This is a genomic window from Streptomyces sp. NPDC051219, from assembly GCF_040682335.1.
Taxonomy (GTDB): domain Bacteria; phylum Actinomycetota; class Actinomycetes; order Streptomycetales; family Streptomycetaceae; genus Streptomyces.
This window is the reverse complement of record NZ_JBFBAS010000021.1, coordinates 1-18,530: the sequence shown is the minus strand read 5'-3', so window position 1 is coordinate 18,530 and position 18,530 is coordinate 1. Positions and strand designations below refer to the sequence as shown.

The window sequence follows — 18,530 nt, the reverse complement described above, 5'->3', positions numbered from 1 at the left end:
CATCATCCTCTGGGCCGCGGATTCACGCCGTTTCGTCCGAGGCTCCACAAGCGTGATAATCGAACGTGGGGCCGCGGCATGCGGGAGAAAAGCTCGGACGTCCTAGGAGGCGTGAGCGCGGTCCGTCACACACAACCGGTGAAGGACAAGCACTCATGACGACGCCCACGATCGAGCTCAAGCCCTCCTCGAACCCGCTGTCCGACGCGGAGCGCGAGGCGATCCTGGTCAGCCCCGGATTCGGCCGCCACTTCACCGACCACATGGTCACGGTCAAGTGGACGGAGGGCCGCGGGTGGCACGACGCTCAGCTCGTCCCGTACGCGCCGCTCTCCATCGACCCGGCGAACATGACACTGCACTACGCGCAGACGATCTTCGAGGGGCTGAAGGCCTACCGCCAGCCCGACGGCACGGTGGCGACCTTCCGGCCGGAGGCGAACGCGGAGCGCTTCCAGCGGTCGGCCCGCCGGCTCGCCATGCCCGAGCTTCCCGTGGACCTCTTCATCGAGTCATGTGACGCGCTCGTCAACCAGGACAAGGCGTGGGTCCCCAGTTCGGGTGAAGCGTCGCTGTACCTGCGCCCCTTCATGTTCGCGAGCGAGGTCGGCCTCGGTGTGAAGCCGGCCAATGAGTACCTCTTCATCGTGATCGCCTCGCCGGCCGGTGCGTACTTCCCGGGCGGCGTCAAGCCGGTCTCCGTGTGGCTCTCGGAGGAGTACGTCCGCGCGGTCAAGGGCGGCACGGGCGCGGCGAAGACCGGCGGCAACTACGCCGCTTCGCTGGTGGCCCAGGCGCAGGCGGCCGAGCACGGCTGCGACCAGGTGGTGTGGCTGGACGCCGTCGAGCACCGCTGGATCGAGGAAATGGGCGGCATGAACCTGTACTTCGTGTACGGCGACAAGATCGTCACCCCCGAACTGACCGGGTCACTGCTTCCCGGTATCACCCGGGACTCCCTCCTCAAGATCGCCACGGACCTCGGTTACGAGGCGGTCGAGGGCCGGATCTCCACGGAGGACTGGAAGCGCGACAACGAGAACGGCACCCTTACCGAGGTCTTCGCCTGCGGCACCGCCGCGGTCATCACCCCGGTCGGCTCGGTGAAGTCCGCCCGTGCGAACTGGATCCAGGCGGACGGGAAGCCCGGCAAGGTGACGATGGAGCTCCGCAAGGCGCTGCTGGACCTCCAGACGGGCGCGGCCGAGGACACCCACGGCTGGATGCACAAGCTCGGCTGAGCACCCCCAGGCACGCCACACCCGAGGCACGCACACCCAAGGCACGCAGGCAGGCCCGCTCCCGGTTCATTCCGGGGGCGGGCCTGCGGCGCAGTTGGCGCCCGCGCCGTCCAACATTCGTCATGCGGACACCTCGGCGCGGGCCGGCTCCGAAGGTGCCGGCGCCGGTGCCGGCGACCGGAGGGTCAGCGCTGCGCAGGCCAGACCGCCCGCGGTTCCGGAGAGTACGAAGCTGCAGTCCACGCCGCCGGTCAGGGCCAGCAGCGGCCCTTGGTACAGCGGAGTCGAGACCGCGGCCAGCCCGACCGCCGCGCCCACGGTCCAGGACGCGGTGGCGGAGAGGTTCCAGCCCGCGCGGAACCAGTAGACGCCGCCCTTCGCGCGGCGGTTGTAAACCTGGAGAGCCTCCGCGTCGTACGTGCCGGCGCGGCGGACGTAACCGATCAGCGTGATCACCGCCCACGGGGTGCCGATCGCGGTCAGCAGAAGCACGAACGACGTCATCGCGGACCGCGCGTCCCACAGGAAGTGCCCGAGGAAGACGAACACCGTCGCGACCGCTGCGACGACAGGGGTCGCCCGGGCCCGCGTGGCGCGGGGCGGGATCGCGTCCAGGCCGAGGCTCATGGAGTACACCATCAGGCCAGCGTTGCCCACCGAGCCGGCCGACGCGGTGAGCACCAGCGGGAGCAGGTACCAGCCGGGGGCGGCGTCGACCAGCGGGCCGGCGTAGTCGGTGACCGCGCCCGCCGCCAGGGCGGTGAAGGTGCCGAAGAGCTGGGGGATAAGCAGACCGAGGAACAGGCCGAGGCATGTCGCGGGCAGGACCGTGCCCGAGCTGTGGCGGCGGGGCGAGAGGTAGCGGGTGTAGTCGCCGAGCAAGGTGATGAAGGCGATGGGGCCGCTAAGGCCGGCGGCGACGGCGGACAGCAGCCAGGTCGGCCAGAAGCCACCGAGGAGGTACGGCGTGTCCGCGGGCGGAGCCGTGGTGAAGCCGCCGGAGTACGCGAGTACGCCGAGGAGCAGCAGGACCGTCGTACCGATGGCGAGCACCCGGCTGAGCCTGAGCAGCAGGCGGTAGCCGTACACCGCGGCGAAGGCGGTACACGCGGCGAGCAGGGTGTAGACGAGCACGACGGCCGGGGCGTCGGTGCAGGTGCCGACGAGGCGGGCCGGCGTGCCGACGATGACGTCGCCGCCGATCCACAGCGTCAGGGCGGTGTACCCGAGGGAGCAGCAGGCCGACCACCGACCCGATGAGCCGGCCACGTACGCCGAACTGTGCGCCGCTGGAGGTGGAGAGGTTGGTGCCGGTACGCAGCGAGACCAGCGTGAGCGGGGCGGTCAGCAGGGTGCTGACGACCGTGCCCGCGACGACGGAGGTCACGGCGGGCCACAGACCCAGCCCGAAGGAGACCGGCAGCCAGCCGAAGACGATCACGCCGAGGCACAGGTTCGAGCCGAGGAGGGTCGAGACGAGGTCCCGCGGTCCGCCCAGGTCGGTTTGAGTAACGTTCAATGTCATCCATGGCAGGGCAGCAGGTCAATGTTTACGTGAGATTGGTTAGGGGATTAGAGTGATGCTCTAAATTCCCAGGGAGGTGGAACGGCGTGCGGCTGACCCCTACGGAGCGCGACCGGCTTCTGCTGTACGGAGCCGCGGAACTGGCGCGGGCGCGCCGGGCCCGCGGACTGAGGCTCAATGTGCCGGAGGCCACCGCGCTGATCGCCGACACCGTCTGTGAGGCCGCCCGTGACGGGCGCCGCCTGGCGGAGGCGATCGAGGAGGCGCGCAATGTCCTCGGCCCCGACGACGTCCTGCCGGGCGTCGCGGACGTGGTCACCGAGGTCCATGTGGAGGCCGTCTTCGACGACGGCTCACGGCTCGCGGTCGTCTCGGCACCCATCCGGGGCGGCGGCCTGGGTGACGACGCCCCGGGAGCGGTGCTGCCCGCTCCCCAGACGCCCGAGCCCGAGCCCGAGCCGGTGCTGCGTCTGACCGTACGGAACACCGCGGCCGTGCCGGTGAGCGTGACCTCGCACTTCCACTTCTTCGAGGCCAATCCGCGGCTGGACTTCGACCGGTCGGCGGCCTACGGCATGCGGCTGAACGTGCCCGCCGGGGCCTCGTTCCGCTTCGACCCGGGCAGGGCGGCCGAGGTCGGCCTCGTCCCGATCGGGGGCGCCCGGATCGCGATCGGCTTCGCCGGTCTGGTCGACGGGGAGCTGGACGCGCCCGGCGCGAAGGAAGAAGCCCTGCGCAGGGCCGTGGCTTGCGGATACCTGGGAGCTGAACGATGAGCAGGCAGAGCAACCGCAGCCATCACGACGAGCGTCCCGCCGGGAGCATCGATCCGTACGAGTACGCCGCCGTGCACGGGCCGCGCGCCGGGGACCGGGTCAGGCTGGGAGACTCCGGGCTGACCGTCCGGGTCGAGTCCGACGCCCAGAAGCCCGGTGACGAGTTCCTGGCCGGCTTCGGCAAGACCGCCCGCGACGGACTGCATCTGAAGGCAGCCGCCGTCCGGGACACCTGCGACGTGGTCATCAGCAACGTGCTGGTCATCGACGCCGTGCAGGGCATCCGGAAGGTCTCGATCGGCATCCGGGAAGGACGGATCCACGCCATTGGGCGGGCCGGCAACCCGGACACCCTCGACGGCGTGGACGTCGTCGTCGGCACGGGCACGAGCATCGTCTCCGGCGAGGGCCTGATCGCCACCGCAGGTGCCGTCGACACCCATGTCCACCTGCTCTCGCCGCGCATCATGGAGGCCTCGCTCGCCTCGGGCGTCACCACGGTCATCGGCCAGGAGTTCGGCCCGGTCTGGGGCGTCGGCGTCAACTCGCCATGGGCGCTGCGGCACGCCTTCAACGCATTCGACGCCTGGCCGGTCAACATCGGCTTCCTGGCGCGCGGTTCGTCCTCGGACGCGGCCCCGCTGGTCGAGGCGCTCGCCGAGGGCGGGGCGTCCGGCTTCAAGGTCCACGAGGACATGGGTGCGCACACCCGCGCCCTGGACACCGCGCTGCGGGTCGCCGAGGAGCACGACGTCCAGGTCGCGCTGCACAGCGACGGCCTGAACGAATGCCTCTCCGTCGAGGACACGCTGAAGGTTCTCGAAGGCCGGACCATCCACGCCTTCCACATCGAGGGCTGCGGCGGCGGACACGTCCCCAACGTCCTGAAGATGGCGGGTGTCCCGAACGTCATCGGTTCCTCCACCAACCCCACCCTCCCCTTCGGCCGGGACGCGGTCGCCGAGCACTACGGAATGATCGTCTCCGTCCACGACCTCAAGCCGGACCTCCCGGGCGACGCCGCCATGGCGCGCGACCGGATCCGGGCAGGGACGATGGGCGCCGAGGACGTCCTGCACGACCTGGGCGCGATCGGCATCACCTCCTCCGATGCCCAGGGCATGGGGCGCGCGGGTGAGACCGTGCGCCGGACCTTCGCGATGGCCGGGAAGATGAAGGCCGAGCTGGGGCCGATGGAGGGCGACGGACCGGCCGACGACAACGGGCGCGTGCTGCGCTACATCGCCAAGCTGACCATCAACCCGGCGATCGCCCACGGCCTCGCGCACGAGATCGGCTCCATCGAGGTGGGCAAGCTCGCCGACATCGTGCTGTGGCGACCGCAGTTCTTCGGCGCCAAACCGCAGCTCGTGCTGAAGTCGGGCTTCCCGGCGTACGGAGTGACGGGCGACCCGAACGCGGCCACCGACACCTGCGAGCCGCTCGTCCTGGGCCCGCAGTTCGGCTCGTACGGCGCTACCGCCGCCGACATCTCCGTCGCCTTCGTCTCGGGCGCGGCGGCCGCGCTCGAGTCGGACCTGATGCCGACCAAGCGGCGTCGGGTGGCCGTACGCGGCACCCGCGGCATCGGACCGGCCGACCTGGTCCTCAACTCCCGGATCGGAGCGGTGGGGGTCGACGGCCACAGCGGACTGGTCACCCTCGACGGCGACCCGGTCCGCTCCGAACCCGCCGACACCGTCTCCCTCAACCGCCTCTACTTCCTCTGACCCCCGCCCCGGACAGCGACAAGGACCGCCCCATGAGCACTCCCTCCGCCGACGGCTTCCGAATGCCCCCCGAGTGGGCTCCGCACGAGCGCACCTGGATGGCCTGGCCCGGCCCCAACCCGACCTTCACCAATGACGACGAGCTGGCCGGGGCCCGGCACGCCTGGGCGGCCGTCGCCCGCGCCGTCCGGCTCTTCGAGCCGGTCACCGTCGTCGTCGGCCCGGGCCAGACCGAGGGCGCGGGTGCACTCCTGGGCCCGGACATCGAGCTGGTCGAGCGTGAGCTCGACGACGCGTGGATGCGGGACATCGGCCCGACCTTCGTCACCGACGGGCAGGGCCGGCTGGCCGCCGTCGACTGGACCTTCAACGGCTGGGGCGCCCAGGAATGGGCCCGCTGGGAACACGACTCCAAGATCGCCCGGTCTGTCTCCGATCTGACGGGCGCGCGTACGTACAGCACCCCCCTGGTCAACGAGGGCGGCGCCATCCACACCGACGGCGAGGGCACGGTGCTGCTGACGGACACCGTCCAGCTCGGCGCCGGCCGCAACCCGGACTGGACCCGCGCGCAGGTCGAGGCCGAGATCCACGCGCACCTCGGCACCGAGAAGGCGATCTGGCTGCCGCACGGACTGGCCGGCGACTACGGCACGTACGGCACACAGGGCCACGTCGACATCGTCGCGGCCTTCGCCAAGCCGGGGGTCGTGGTCGTGCACAGCCAGCAGGACCCCGCACACCCCGACTACGAGCGGTCCAAGGAGTACGCGGCCCTGCTGCGCACCGCGACCGACGCCAAGGGGCGCCTGCTGGAGGTCGTGGAGATACCGGCGCCGACGGTGCTGAAGGACGAGGACGGCGAGTGGGCCGACTACTCGTACATCAACCACTACCTGTGCAACGGCGGCGTGGTTCTCTGCTCCTTCGACGACCCGCGGGACGAGATCGCCGCCGGGATCTTCCGACGTCTGTTCCCCGAGCGGACCGTGACGCTGGTTGACGCCCGTACGATCTTTGCCGGGGGCGGTGGCATCCACTGCGTCACCCAGCAGCAGCCGAAGGTGTGACCGAGGGAGCAGAGATGACGGCGGGCCCGGCGCGCGCGCGGAGGAACGCGCCGCCGCGCGAGCAAGTGCTGGCCGCCGCCATGGCCACCATCGCCGAACGCGGCCTGGACGGGCTCACCATGGCCGGTCTGGGCCGCGAGGTCGGGATGAGCAGCGGTCATCTCCTCTATTACTTCCGCTCCAAGGACGAACTGCTGCTGCAGACCCTGGAATGGAGCGAGTCCCAGCTCGGAGCGGAGCGGCGGGCCCTGCTGTCCCGGCCGGACACGGTTCGCGAGCGGCTGGACGCGTACGTCGACCTGTACGTGCCCGACGGCCACCGCGATCCGCACTGGACGCTCTGGCTGGAGGTCTGGAACCGTTCCCAGAACGCCGACGCCGACGCCCGCGCCCGTCAGGCCGCGATCGAGGGCGCCTGGCACCGCGATCTGGTCGCCCTGCTCGCGGAAGGCGTCTCGCGCGGGGAGTTCCGCAGAGTGGACGCCGAGCGCTTCGCGGCGCGGATGCGGGCACTCCTCGACGGCTTCAGCATCCATGTGGCGATCGGCCTGCCGGGCCTGGACCGCGAGCACATCCTGGCGCACGTGCGGGAGTTCCTCGACGACTCCCTCGCCGGAGGCGGCTCCGGGGGCCACGACGCACGCAAGTAGTCTCGATCTTGCCTCATGCATCTTGTCTGGCTTCGGGGGCCTCCGGCACGGTTGCGGACCTGGGACGAGAGGACAGGGGAAACGACCGCCGGGGCCGGCAGAAGGTGGGCGCGCCGCCGCGTCACGCGGCGGCGCCCACCCTCTGTCCACCGATGACCGCATCGTGAGACCCGGCTCCGCCGCGCCGCAGGGGTGTGACAGACTGCCCGCGTGCTTGCGTTCGCAATGATTATGGGAAGCAGCGCGCCGGTCCGCAGTGGCCGCTGACCCGTGGACGACCCCCCGCGGCAGTGGACATCGTGCCCCAGACCCGCGCGCAGACCTCTCGCACCCGCGAGAGGTTTTTTCGTTTTCCGGACCTCATCCCGGCCGGAGGCGGCAGGCGCGCGATGATGGGGGCAAGTGGAGCCAGCTACTTACGGAGCCACTCATCCGACAGGAGTCAGGATCAGCATGACGACGACAGAGGCCACCGCCACCGACGATGGGTTCCATGTCTTCGACACCACGCTGCGCGACGGCGCCCAGCGTGAAGGGATCAACCTCACCGTCGCTGACAAGCTGACGATCGCACGGCATCTGGACGACTTCGGCGTGGGGTTCATCGAGGGCGGCTGGCCCGGCGCCAACCCGCGCGACACCGAGTTCTTCGCCCGCGCGCAGGCCGAGATCGACTTCAAGCACGCCCAGCTGGTCGCCTTCGGCGCCACCCGCCGCCCCGGCGGCAATGCCGCCGAGGACCCCCAGGTCAGGGCGCTCCTCGAGTCCGGCGCACCGGTGATCACGCTGGTCGCCAAGTCCCACGACCGCCACGTCGAACTCGCGCTCCGCACCACCCTCGACGAGAACCTGGAGATGGTCCGCGACACCGTCTCCTACCTGCGCGAGCAGGGCCGCCGGGTGTTCGTCGACTGCGAGCACTTCTTCGACGGGTACCGCGCCAACGCCGAGTACGCCAAGTCCGTCGTACGCGCCGCCTCCGAGGCCGGCGCCGACGTCGTCATCCTCTGCGACACCAACGGCGGCATGCTGCCCGCCCAGGTGCAGGCCGTCGTCTCCACCGTCCTCGCCGACACCGGCGCGCGCCTGGGCATCCACGCCCAGGACGACACCGGCTGCGCCGTCGCCAACACCCTCGCGGCCGTGGACGCGGGCGCGACTCACGTGCAGTGCACGGCCAACGGATACGGCGAGCGGGTCGGCAACGCCAATCTCTTTCCCGTCGTCGCCGCGCTCGAGATCAAGTACGGCAAGCGCGTGCTGCCCGAGGGCGCGCTCGCCGAGATGACCCGCATTTCGCACGCCATCGCGGAGGTCGTCAACCTGACGCCCTCCACGCACCAGCCGTACGTGGGTGTTTCCGCCTTCGCCCACAAGGCGGGCCTGCACGCCTCCGCGATCAAGGTGGATCCCGACCTCTACCAGCACATCGACCCCGAGCGCGTCGGCAACACCATGCGGATGCTCGTCTCCGACATGGCCGGCCGCGCCTCGATCGAACTCAAGGGCAAAGAACTGGGCGTCGACCTCGGCGGCGATCGCGAGCTGGTGGGCCGGGTCGTGGAGCGGGTCAAGGAGCGCGAGCTCAAGGGCTACACGTACGAGGCCGCCGACGCCTCCTTCGAACTGCTGCTGCGCGAGGAGCTCGAGGGCCGCGCCCGCCGCTACTTCCGCACCGAGTCCTGGCGCGCCATCACAGAGGACCGCCCCGACGGCTCGCACGCCAACGAGGCCACCGTGAAGCTGTGGGCCAAGGGCGAGCGAATCGTCGCCACCGCCGAGGGAAACGGTCCGGTCAACGCGTTGGACCGGGCGCTGCGGGTCGGGCTCGAGCCGTTCTATCCGCAGCTCGCCAAGTTCGAGCTGGTCGACTACAAGGTCCGCATCCTGGAGGGCAAGCACGGTACGCAGTCCACGACCCGGGTGCTGATCGCCACGGGTGACGGCCGTGTCGAGTGGTCGACGGTCGGCGTCGCGGACAACGTCATTGCGGCATCCTGGCAGGCGCTGGAGGACGCGTACACGTACGGCCTGCTCCGCGCCGGGGTCGAGCCCGCCGAGTAACTCCGGCCGGGCGGCCTGATCCGCATTACCCGGCATGTCCGAAAAGGATGCCTTTCGGGTAGCGTCGAAGTATGAAGACCAGGGTGTTTTCCGCACTGTCCGGTCTGCTGCTCGCGCTCTCGGCGGCCGTCTTCGTGGCGGCCCCGGGAGCGCAGGCGGCCACCGGTCCCGAGACGGTGGCCGAGGCCCTCAAGGACGGCCCGGTGTACGTCGACCCGCGGGCTTCGGCCCAGCTGTCCCAGGCCGATGCCGACGCCCTGGCGAAGAAGATCGAGAAGGCGGACAAGCCGGTCTTCGTCGCCGTGCTGCCCGAGAGTGCCGAATTCCCGGCGGACAGCGTGCTGCGCACCCTGCGCACCGAGACCGGCATCACCGGCCTGTACGCCGTGCGGCTCGGCGACGGCTTCGATGCCGGGGCCGACCGCAGTGTGATGTCCGGCCAGGCCGTCCGCAATGTCACCGACGCCGTGAAGGCGACCGGCTCGGTCGACGCCGAAACGCAGTTGAACAACTTCGTCGACCAGGCGCTGCCGCAGACCCGCGGTTCGGCACCGGCGTCATGGGACACCGCCTCCCAGGAAGGCGCCTCGACGACGACCCTGATCGCGGCCGGCGTGATCGCTGTGGCGGGCGGCGCGGGCGCGTACACCATCGTCCGCCGCAACCGCGCGAAGATGGCGGAACGGGAACGCGAAGCCCTCGACAAGCTGCGGGTCGTGGTCGACGAGGACATCACCGCCTTCGGCGAGGAACTCGACCGGCTCGACTTCCACCCCGGTGAGCCGGGCGCCGATGACGCGATGCGCAAGGACTACGAGCACGGCCTCGACTCGTACGAGAAGGCGAAGTCGGTCATGGCGTCGGCCCGGCGGCCGGACGACGTACGCGGGGTGACCGAAGCCCTGGAGGGCGGCCGCTTCTCCCTGGCCTCACTCGCGGCCCGCCGCGAGGGCGCTCCGGTACCCGAGCGCCGTGCCCCCTGCTTCTTCGACCCGCGCCACGGTCCCTCGGCCGAGGACGCGACTTGGGCTCCGGCCGGCGGTACGGCACGTACGGTCCCGGTCTGCGCGGCGGACGCGGTGCGGCTGCGTGAAGGCCACGACCCGATGACCCGCACGGTCGAGACGGCCGACGGCCGCCGCCCGTACTGGGAGGCGGGCCCTGCCTACGGACCCTGGGCCGGCGGCTACTTCGGCGGCGGCATCCTGCCCGGCCTGCTGGTGGGCACGACGCTGGGCTCGTTGATGTCGAGCCCGGCGTACGCGTCGGACTACGGCGCCGGATACGAGGGCGGCGACTACTCCGGCGGCGACTTCAACGGGTCGGACTTCGGCGGCGACTTCGGAGGCGGCGGCGGGTTCGACGCGGGCGGCGGGTTCTAGGCCTGGAGACTGCCGAGGCCCGGCCGAGGCGCTTTGACGGGCGAATGGCGCAGTGGAACCTGCTTTTGCTACGCAAAGTGGGCGACTTGTGATGGTAAGTGATTGATCGTGATCGTTAGGGTGTGTTTGTCTCCGGAGCATGCCAACCAGAATCAGGCTTCTCGCCCTCGCGACGGCCGTCACCGCTGCCCTGGTGGCGGCCGGTCCGCTGTCCGCCTCCGCTCAGTCCGCTCCTACCGCACCGGCGGCGAGCGGCCGTTCCGTCCCCGCCCCGCTGCACCGCTCCGCCAACGCCCTGCCCGGCCGCTACATCGTGACCCTCAGCGAGAACGCCGACCCGGCGGAGATGGTGGGCCGGCTCGGTGTGAAGTCGCAGTTCATGTACAAGTCGGTGGTGCGCGGCTTCGCCGCCGCGCTCACCCCGGTGCAGCTGCACAACGTGCGGTGGACGGCCGGAGTCGAAGCCGTCGAGGAGGACGCCGAGGTCTTCGCGCCAAAGCCGGCCGACGCGATTCGTGTACCGGCCGCTTCATGGGGTCTGGACCGGATCGACCAGCGCAGCCTGCCCCTCAACGGCGAGTACAACGCGACCGCCACCGGCCGCGGTGCCACCGCGTACATCCTCGACACGGGGATCGACTACGCCCACAGCGAGTTCGGCGGGCGTGCCGTTTTCGGCTATGACGCCATCGGGGACGGGCGGAACGGCGAGGACTGCCAAGGCCACGGCACGCATGTCGCGGGCACGGTCGGGGGTGCGACCTACGGTGTGGCGCCTGAGGCCACGCTGGTGAGCGTCCGGGTCCTCAACTGCCAGGGCTCGGGCAGCCTGTCGGGGGTCATCGCCGGATTCGACTGGGTGGCCGACAACGCGGTACAGCCGTCCGTGCTCAACGCCTCTCTCGGCGGCCCGCAGTCCACCGCGGTGAACAACGCCGCCAACGCCGTCTCCGACAGGGGTGTCCTGCCCGTCGTCGCGGCGGGCAACGAGTCCGCGGACGCCTGCAACGTCTCACCGGCATCCGCGTCGCGTGTGGTCACGGTCGGCGCGAGCGACTCCGCGGACCGGCAGGCCGGCTTCTCCAACTTCGGTGAGTGTCTGTCGCTCTACGCCCCGGGCATCTCGATCGTCTCGGCCCGGCGCGGCGGCGGCAGCGTCGCTATGGACGGTACTTCCATGGCCTCGCCCCACGTGGCCGGGACCGCGCTGCTCTACAAGGCGGCCAACCCGACGGCCGCCCCGGCGACGGTGGCGAGCTGGCTCGTCGCTCAGTCGACGAAGAGCGCCCTGTCCAGCCTCGGCCAGGGCTCCCCGAACAACCTCCTCTACACCGGCGGACTCTGACCGCCCGCCGCTCTCGAGCCACGCAACCGCCCGCCGGTCCCCCTCAGGGGACGGCGGGCGGTTGCGTGAGCCGGCCTGCGGGCCTTACGCCTGAGGTGCGGCCTTGATCGCGGAGATGTCGAACGCCAGCCTGATCTTGTCGCTGACCATCACGCCACCCGTCTCCAGCGCCGCGTTCCACGTGAGGCCCCAGTCCGAGCGCAGAATCTCGGCGCTGCCCTCGAAACCGACACGCTCGTTGCCGTAGACGTCCGTCGCCGAGCCGTTGAAGTCGAGGTCGATCGACAGCGGGCGCGTCACGTCCTTGATCGTGAGGTCGCCGCTGATCCGGTACTTGTCGCCGCCCAGCTGCTCGGCCGCGACCGACCGGAACGTCATCAGGGGGAACTGCTCGGCGTCGAAGAAGTCCCCGCTGCGCAGGTGGCCGTCCCGATCCGCGATGCCCGTGTCGACGGAGGCGATCCGGACCTCGATGGAGGCCGCCGAGCGGGACGGCTCGGAGCCGTTCAGGCTCAGTGTGCCCTCGAAGTCGCCGAAGCTGCCTCGCACGTTCGTGACCATGGCGTGGCGCACGGTGAAGCCGATGCTGGAGTGAGCCGGGTCGATCGTGTACTCGCCCGTCAGTGCGGCCAGCGCCGGGTCCACCTCGAGGGTGGCAGTGGCGGCCGGGGTGGCGGGGTTGGACTTGCGGTTGAACAGAGCCATGGCTCCTCCTCGGGTGCGGTCTGCTTCTTGGACAAAGGTTGTTTAACCTTCAACGAGAACGAATGTAAACCCATGTCGTTCAAATTTCAAATAACTGATCCGTGACGCCCTCTTCCGGACGCGCGTAGACATCGGGCACCATCGCTCTGCTCCACCTGCACAGCCGTCCCACCCGACAGCGCGGCCCACACCGGTCACAGCCGGTCATCAGCAGGAGGAATCCCCGTGAGAATCCGCTCCGTCCTCAGCGCACTCGCACTCGTCCTCGGCGCGCTCTTCGCGCCCGGCTTCGGCGTCTTCAGCAGCGCGACCGACGCCCACGCCGTCACCAAGATCAGCCATGCCACCGCCACCTCGATGTTCCGCTCCTCCGGGATCACGTGGTCGTCGTCCGGCGGTTGCTCGAACCGCAACGATCCGACCTGTACGTCCTTCGAGCAGCTCAACCTCGCGAGCGCCAAGGGCGCCCAGACCCTCAAGAGCGCCAGCGGCTGCGCCCTCAACATCACCGGTGGTACCGAGACCGGGCACGCCGGCGGCACGTACTCGCACTGGAACGGCTACAAGCTCGACTACAGCAAGTACACGTGTGTCGGGAACTACATCAAGAACACCTTCACCTACATCGGCGCGCGTCCCGGCGACGGCGCCCCGCAGTGGCGGTCCGGCTCCGGCAACATCTATGCGGACGAGGGCAACCACTGGGACGTGACGTACTACAACTGCGGTGGGTGCTAGCAGGTCCATGCCAGGCCTTGTCCGGGCGACCTGAACAGACAGGATCGCCCGGACAAGGGCCCGGCTAGAACCGCGGGGAGGCGGGTGCCGGTCCCAGGGTCGTCGTGCCCGGAGCGGCTCGGTGGCCCAGCCCTGTGCGGTACGCGTCGAGCGCGGCCTCGGTGCGGCCCGCACGGCGCAGCAGGTCGCCCAGCAGCCGGCAGAGGTCGGCCACGTCGCCCGTCGCCCCGCTCCGTTCCAGCAGGCCGAGCGCCAGGACGTAGTGCTCTTCGGCGGACTCGGTCTCCCCCCTGTCCTCCGCGATCAGGCCGAGCAGCCGGTGCGCCCCGCCCGCGTGCACGGCCCCGTGCCGGTCGCCCAGATCGAGCAGGGCCGAGAGGAGCGCGGTCGCCTCTTCGTGCCGGCCGAGGCGGCGCAGGACATCCGCGAGCTCGACCTCGACCTGGGCGGTGTAGAGCGCGGCGCGCTTTGCCGCCAGCATGTCCCGGGCGGTATGCAACTCCTGCTCAGCCGAAGCGAGTTCGCCGTTCTGGGCGTGGACGTAGCCGCGCATCCAGTGGCAGTGCGCGAGATCCGTGTTCAGCCGCAGCTGCCGGTAGATCGTCTGGGCCTTGGCCAGCGACGCGTCCGCGTCCGCCGTGCGCCCCTCCGCGAGGAACGTACGGGCCACTTGCCGGTGCATGCCCGCCACCAGCGCCGGGTCGCTGACCCGGGGTGCCAGGGCGAGTGCGAGCTCGGCCGCGTGCGCCGCCCTGGCGTGGGCGCCCATGTCGATGTACGGACCGATGACTGCGGCGTACAGCAGGACCAGCGCCTCCGGGTCCGCCAGCCCGCTCGCGCCGAGTTCGTCGATGGTGGACTCGAGCAGGTAACAGGCGTACCGCAGCTCCCCGGCGAGGAGGTGCGCGATGGCGCGCCCGCGGATCGCCCGGGCTCGGCGGGGGAGCGGTTCGCCGGACAGGAGACGCTCCGCCGTCTCGAAGTGCCGGCCCGCGTCGGCGAGTTCGCCGGCCTCCAGCGCGCAGTCACCCAGTCCGAGCAGCGCCTCTGACTGCTCGGGTGCGAGGTCGAGGTGTTCCGCGTCGGTGAGCAGCCGGCGGTAGCGGACGGCCGCCTCGTCGGCTGCGCCGGTGGCGAGCATCTGCTGGGCGTCGGTGAGTCCGAGTCGTAGTTCGGTGGCCAGGTGCGCGGGGCGTCCCGTTGCCAGTTCCTCGTACGACGTGCCGAGGCGTTCGGCCAGGAAGCGCAGGGCGGTCTCGGAGGGCCGCACCTTGCCGGACTCCAGAGTCGACACATACGCGGAGGTGTACGAGGGCTCCGCCAACTGCCGCTGGGTCAGGCCACGTTCGGTACGCAGTCGCTGCACCCGGCGGCCGATCTCGGCCGGTTCGTCCATGAAGACCCCCTCGCTGCTCCAACTCCCCAGTATTCAGGGGCAACTGCCCATTGCGCACGTCCCGCGCACGGCCCTAATTTAAGCAACTCGTTCATCGCGCTTATTCAAGCACTTAACTTCCGTACAGGGGGAGGACTCGTGCGCTCAGCCCTGCGCAGAGCCGTGGTGGCGGCCGGTGTCGCCGCGGCCGTGACCGCCGCACTGGCCGCCGGACCCGGGACCGCAGCCGCCGACCCGGCTCCGCCGGCCGGGGCGGACCAGGCCGGGGCGGACCAGGCCGGGGCGAAGACGGTGGAGGTCGAGATACCCGGGCCGGAACGCGGCGGAGCGGCCGGATCCGGCCATGCCCGGGTCCCGGCCGACGGCCGGGACCGGCCCGCGACCAGGCTGTCCGCCCGCGAGGCGGCGGCCGACGGCGAGGTCACCAAGGTGATCGACAACGGCTCCACCGCCGACCGGCTGGACGTGGTCGTGATCGGAGACGGTTACACCGCCGCCGAGCTGGCGCAGTTCCACACCGACACCAAGGAGAAGTGGGCGGAGGTCCTGGCCGTCGAGCCGTACACGACGTACCGGAGCCTCTTCAACGTCTGGACGGTCGACGCGGTATCCCGGCAGTCCGGGGTCTCCGGTGACCCCGACCGGGCCACCGTGCGGGACACCGCTCTCGGCTCGTACTTCTGGTGCGACGACATCGAGCGCCTGCTCTGCATCGACCAGACGAAGGTCGACTCGTACGTGGCCATGGCCCCGGAGGCCGACCTCGTTATCGTCCTCGCCAACAGCACCAAGTACGGCGGCGCCGGCTACAACGAACGCAGCCAGACCTTCGGCTACGAGGGCATCGCCACCGCGTCCGCGGGCAACGAGAGGTCGGGCCAGGTCGCCATCCACGAGACCGGCCACTCCCTGGGCAAGCTCGCCGACGAGTACTTCTATCCCGGCTACCCGGGCTACGAGCAGTACACGGGCCCGGAACCCGCCGACGTCAACGTCTCCACGCTCACGGCCGACCACATGGCCGCGCAGCGCGCCAAATGGCACCGCTGGCTCGGCGAGGCATCGCCGGACGGCGGCGCGGTCGGCGCTTACGAGGGCGGCGGCTACTTCGTGAAGGGTCTGTACCGGCCGACCGACAACTCGTTGATGCGCGTCCTCGGCAGGCCCTTCAACCTACCGGGGCTCGAGGCGATGATCGCCGGCTTCTACCGCCACGCGACGGTCGCCACCGCCGTCACGCCGACCGACCGCACCCTGCGCGCCCGCCACACGGCGGAGATCACCGTGCCCCGGCTGACGGGCGCGGACGCGAAGCAGCTCACCGTCCGCTGGTACCTGGACGGCAAGGAGCTCAAGCGCTTCGCGGGGCGGACCGAACTGAGGGTGGCCGAACTGGGGCCGAAGCTGCTGGACTTCGAGAAGCACAAGCTGACGGTCACCGTTGTCGACCGGACCGACTCGGTTCGCAACCCGGAGATCACCGGGACGCTGCGCTCCTCGGTCGCCTGGACCGTCCGGCTCTGACCCCGGCCGCCCACTTGGACTTCCGGGCAGCGGTTGTTGGACCGTCGAGCAGCGCATCGGCGGACTGGAGGCGACCCAGGGCAGGCTGGCGACCGTCCGGATCGACGACGTGCGCGTGGTGGCGAACGCGCCCACCGTCAGGGCGGGCACGGTCGTGCACGAGGAATTCGAAGCCGTCGACCAGGGCAGGCGCCCGCTTCCGCTGCGGAGACTGACCGCCGGCGTCGCACACCGCTCCGCGCACCGCGCACCGCGCACCGGGCGCCGCCTCGCCGTGGCCGATGCGCGGAGGGTGTCCAAGCCACTTCATCCCGGACTCCATGCTGGGCAGCTACACCGGCACCTCGACCGGCGCCAACCGCGTCGACCTCTGCCGCTCCGTCGCCCTCCGCGGTGTCCTCGGCCGCGCGCCGGAAAAGATTGCGCTGGCCCGCGACGCGCTCGCCGGTCTTCCCGTACGTCACCAGGGGCGACGGGCTTTACGTCGACGGATCTTTCGTCCAGCACACCTGGGTCGCCTACTCCGGTACCTACGGGCAGGTCATGCTCGACGGCCTCGGCCGCCTCTTCACCCTGCTCGCCGGTTCCACCTGGGCGGTCAGCGATCCGAACCGCCAGATCATCCTGGACAGTGTCGAGCACGCGTACGCGCCGCTGATACACGACGGGCTGATGATGGACAGCGTCAACGGGCGGGCCATCAGCCGGGGTTACCTCAAGGCCGACGACCACAAGGTGATGCGCAGCGACCACTTCCACGGCCAGCTACTCATCGCGGCGATCGCCGTACTCGCCGGCGGGGCGAGCGACGCCGAGCGCGAGCGCTGGCACGGCATGATCAAGGGCTGGATCGAGCGGGACACCACCACGCCGGTCCTGACCGGCCGGCAGTTCGGCGTCGCGGACCTCGCCCGGCTGAACGCGGTCGCCGCGGCTCCGGTTCCCGCCGCGCCGGAGCCGGTGGGCCACAAGCTCTTCGCGTCGATGGACCGGGCCGTGCACCGCCGTCCGGGCTGGGGTCGCGAACATCTCCATGGCCTCGGAGCGGATCTCGTACTACGAGTGCGGCAACGGTGAGAATCCGCGCGGCTGGCACACCGGTGCCGGAATGCTCTACTGGTGGGGCGCCGGCCACGGCGGCCAGTACACCGACTGGTTCTGGCCGACCGTCGACTGGTACCGGCTGCCCGGCACGACCGTGTCCACGCGGCGCCTCGCCGACCGGGCCGGCGGCGAGTGGGGCCTGCCCAAGCCCGCCGTGCGGTGGGTCGGCGGTGCCACCGACGGCGAGTTCGCCGCCGTGGGCCAGCACCTCGAGGGCCTCGGCTCCACCCTCGAGGCCCGCAAGTCGTGGTTCTGCGTTGGCGATGCGGTCGTCTGCCTCGGCGCCGGTATCTGCGCCACCGACGGAGTCCCGGTCGAGACGGTGGTCGACAACCGCAATCTCGGCGCGGACGGCACCCATGCGCTGACCGTCGACGACCGCGGCCGCCCCCGCTGGGCCCACCTGGCCGGGCACGGCGGCTGGGTCTTCCCCGGCGGCGCGGACCTGCGCACGCTTCGCGAGGACCGGACCGGCGCGTGGTCGGACATCAACACCACCAGTTCGACCGAGCGGCAGACCCGCCGATACCAAACCCTCTGGCTCGACCATGGCACCGACCCGGCCGATGCGTCATACATGTATCTGCTGATGCCCGGCGCCTCCCGGCGGACCCTCGCGGCGCGCGCGGCCGACCGCGGCTGGCTCTCCCTGGTTACCAACACTGCTGCGGTCCAGTCCGTGGCGATCCGCTCGCTGGGATTCACCGGCGCCAACTTCTGGCAGCCGGGTACGGTGGGGCGGATCACCTCAACGGCCCAGTCGAGCGTGATCGTCCGCAGAGGGCGCCGTACCGCGACCCTGTGGATCAGCGAACCTGTGCGCACCGGACAGCCTCTGGAGATCACCTGGGACCACCCGGTGCAGCGCGTCACCGGCCGGGACCCGGCCGTCGAGGTCCTGGTAACCGGCCGTTCCCTGCGGCTTCGCGTCACCCCGGGCACGGCCGGTGCGAGCCATCGGTGTGAGGTGTCTCTCGATTGAGGCCCTTGTGGAACCTCAACAAAGCGCACCCGACCTGAACTGGCACTTAGGCTGCACGCCGGGATGGTTCTGTCCAGGGGTGACAGGAGAACGGTCCCGAGACTGTACGGAGTCGACGGCAGGTTTTTCTTGGCCGACTTCGTAGGGTCGGTACATGACCGTTTTGGACGAGATCCCGGGCGACGAGATCGCGGGCAGCCCGACCGACTCCCGTGGGCGTGTGGCCGAGCTGCACTCCCTTCGTGAGGAGGCGCGGCGTGGCCCCAGTGAGCGCGCCACCGAGGCGCAGCATGCCAAG

At 70.6% G+C, this 18,530-nt stretch carries 12 protein-coding genes and 2 pseudogenes; 11 read left to right on the top strand and 3 right to left on the bottom strand.

From position 1 onward, the window contains the following. Positions 1-155: 155 nt before the first annotated feature. The gene (locus AB0M62_RS22640; protein WP_366076090.1) at positions 156-1,241 is read left to right on the top strand and encodes a branched-chain amino acid aminotransferase; all 1,086 of its coding nucleotides are present in this window, start codon (positions 156-158) and stop codon (positions 1,239-1,241) included. Positions 1,242-1,361: 120 nt separating this feature from the next. Here AB0M62_RS22640 and AB0M62_RS22635 read toward each other — a convergent pair. Continuing rightward, positions 1,362-2,766: pseudogene (locus AB0M62_RS22635) on the bottom strand (cytosine permease). 86 nt (positions 2,767-2,852) lie between these two features. Between AB0M62_RS22635 and ureA the strand changes: the two are divergent. The 7 genes from ureA (at position 2,853) to AB0M62_RS22600 (ending at position 11,783) form a co-directional block, all read left to right on the top strand. After that, positions 2,853-3,542: an urease subunit gamma gene (gene ureA / locus AB0M62_RS22630; protein ID WP_366076089.1), complete on the top strand. Its 690-nt coding sequence runs from the start codon at positions 2,853-2,855 to the stop codon at positions 3,540-3,542. Then, positions 3,539-5,272, top strand: a complete 1,734-nt coding sequence (locus AB0M62_RS22625) for an urease subunit alpha (protein ID WP_366076088.1) — start codon at positions 3,539-3,541, stop codon at positions 5,270-5,272. Before ureA ends, AB0M62_RS22625 begins: the two co-directional genes overlap by 4 nt. Before the next feature lie 32 nt (positions 5,273-5,304). Then, positions 5,305-6,342, top strand: coding sequence for an agmatine deiminase family protein (locus AB0M62_RS22620; protein ID WP_366076087.1), 1,038 nt, complete (start codon positions 5,305-5,307; stop codon positions 6,340-6,342). Positions 6,343-6,356: 14 nt separating this feature from the next. Next, entirely contained in the window at positions 6,357-6,992 is a 636-nt protein-coding gene (locus AB0M62_RS22615; protein WP_366076165.1) for a TetR/AcrR family transcriptional regulator, read from the top strand. 453 nt (positions 6,993-7,445) lie between these two features. Further along, the gene (cimA, locus tag AB0M62_RS22610) at positions 7,446-9,056 is read left to right on the top strand and encodes a citramalate synthase (RefSeq protein WP_366076086.1); all 1,611 of its coding nucleotides are present in this window, start codon (positions 7,446-7,448) and stop codon (positions 9,054-9,056) included. A 71-nt stretch (positions 9,057-9,127) separates the two neighbouring features. Continuing rightward, positions 9,128-10,438, top strand: a complete 1,311-nt coding sequence (locus AB0M62_RS22605) for a hypothetical protein (protein WP_366076085.1) — start codon at positions 9,128-9,130, stop codon at positions 10,436-10,438. 139 nt (positions 10,439-10,577) lie between these two features. Further along, positions 10,578-11,783, top strand: coding sequence for a S8 family serine peptidase (locus AB0M62_RS22600; protein ID WP_366076084.1), 1,206 nt, complete (start codon positions 10,578-10,580; stop codon positions 11,781-11,783). Between the two features lie 84 nt (positions 11,784-11,867). On the opposite strand, the gene AB0M62_RS22595 is transcribed toward AB0M62_RS22600, so the two are convergent. Then, the gene (locus tag AB0M62_RS22595) at positions 11,868-12,488 is read right to left on the bottom strand and encodes a YceI family protein (protein WP_366076083.1); all 621 of its coding nucleotides are present in this window, start codon (positions 12,486-12,488) and stop codon (positions 11,868-11,870) included. A gap of 225 nt (positions 12,489-12,713) precedes the next feature. Here AB0M62_RS22595 and AB0M62_RS22590 point away from each other — a divergent pair, with 225 nt between their 5' ends. Next, entirely contained in the window at positions 12,714-13,226 is a 513-nt protein-coding gene (locus AB0M62_RS22590) for a hypothetical protein (protein WP_366076082.1), read from the top strand. 64 nt (positions 13,227-13,290) lie between these two features. On the opposite strand, the gene AB0M62_RS22585 is transcribed toward AB0M62_RS22590, so the two are convergent. Further along, positions 13,291-14,622 carry a helix-turn-helix transcriptional regulator gene (locus AB0M62_RS22585; protein WP_366076081.1) on the bottom strand — a complete coding sequence of 444 codons (1,332 nt, stop codon included), beginning with the start codon at positions 14,620-14,622 and terminating at the stop codon, positions 13,291-13,293. A gap of 138 nt (positions 14,623-14,760) precedes the next feature. Between AB0M62_RS22585 and AB0M62_RS22580 the strand changes: the two genes are divergently transcribed. Together AB0M62_RS22580 and AB0M62_RS22575 are read left to right on the top strand one after the other, a co-directional pair. Next, positions 14,761-16,146: a M64 family metallopeptidase gene (locus AB0M62_RS22580; protein WP_366076080.1), complete on the top strand. Its 1,386-nt coding sequence runs from the start codon at positions 14,761-14,763 to the stop codon at positions 16,144-16,146. Between the two features lie 302 nt (positions 16,147-16,448). Further along, positions 16,449-18,232: pseudogene (locus AB0M62_RS22575) on the top strand (polysaccharide lyase 8 family protein); the annotation flags it as partial. Between the last annotated feature and the right edge of the window lie 298 nt (positions 18,233-18,530).

Bases quoted from the DNA above. Each gene is read 5' to 3' on its own strand.
- AB0M62_RS22640 (WP_366076090.1), top strand. From the start codon at position 156: ATGACGACGCCCACGATCGAGCTCAAGCCCTCCTCGAACCCGCTGTCC.
- AB0M62_RS22625 (WP_366076088.1), top strand. From the start codon at position 3,539: ATGAGCAGGCAGAGCAACCGCAGCCATCACGACGAGCGTCCCGCCGGG.
- AB0M62_RS22620 (WP_366076087.1), top strand. From the start codon at position 5,305: ATGAGCACTCCCTCCGCCGACGGCTTCCGAATGCCCCCCGAGTGGGCT.
- AB0M62_RS22615 (WP_366076165.1), top strand. From the start codon at position 6,357: ATGACGGCGGGCCCGGCGCGCGCGCGGAGGAACGCGCCGCCGCGCGAG.
- cimA (WP_366076086.1), top strand. From the start codon at position 7,446: ATGACGACGACAGAGGCCACCGCCACCGACGATGGGTTCCATGTCTTC.
- AB0M62_RS22605 (WP_366076085.1), top strand. From the start codon at position 9,128: ATGAAGACCAGGGTGTTTTCCGCACTGTCCGGTCTGCTGCTCGCGCTC.
- AB0M62_RS22600 (WP_366076084.1), top strand. From the start codon at position 10,578: ATGCCAACCAGAATCAGGCTTCTCGCCCTCGCGACGGCCGTCACCGCT.
- AB0M62_RS22595 (WP_366076083.1), bottom strand. From the start codon at position 12,488: ATGGCTCTGTTCAACCGCAAGTCCAACCCCGCCACCCCGGCCGCCACT.
- AB0M62_RS22585 (WP_366076081.1), bottom strand. From the start codon at position 14,622: ATGGACGAACCGGCCGAGATCGGCCGCCGGGTGCAGCGACTGCGTACC.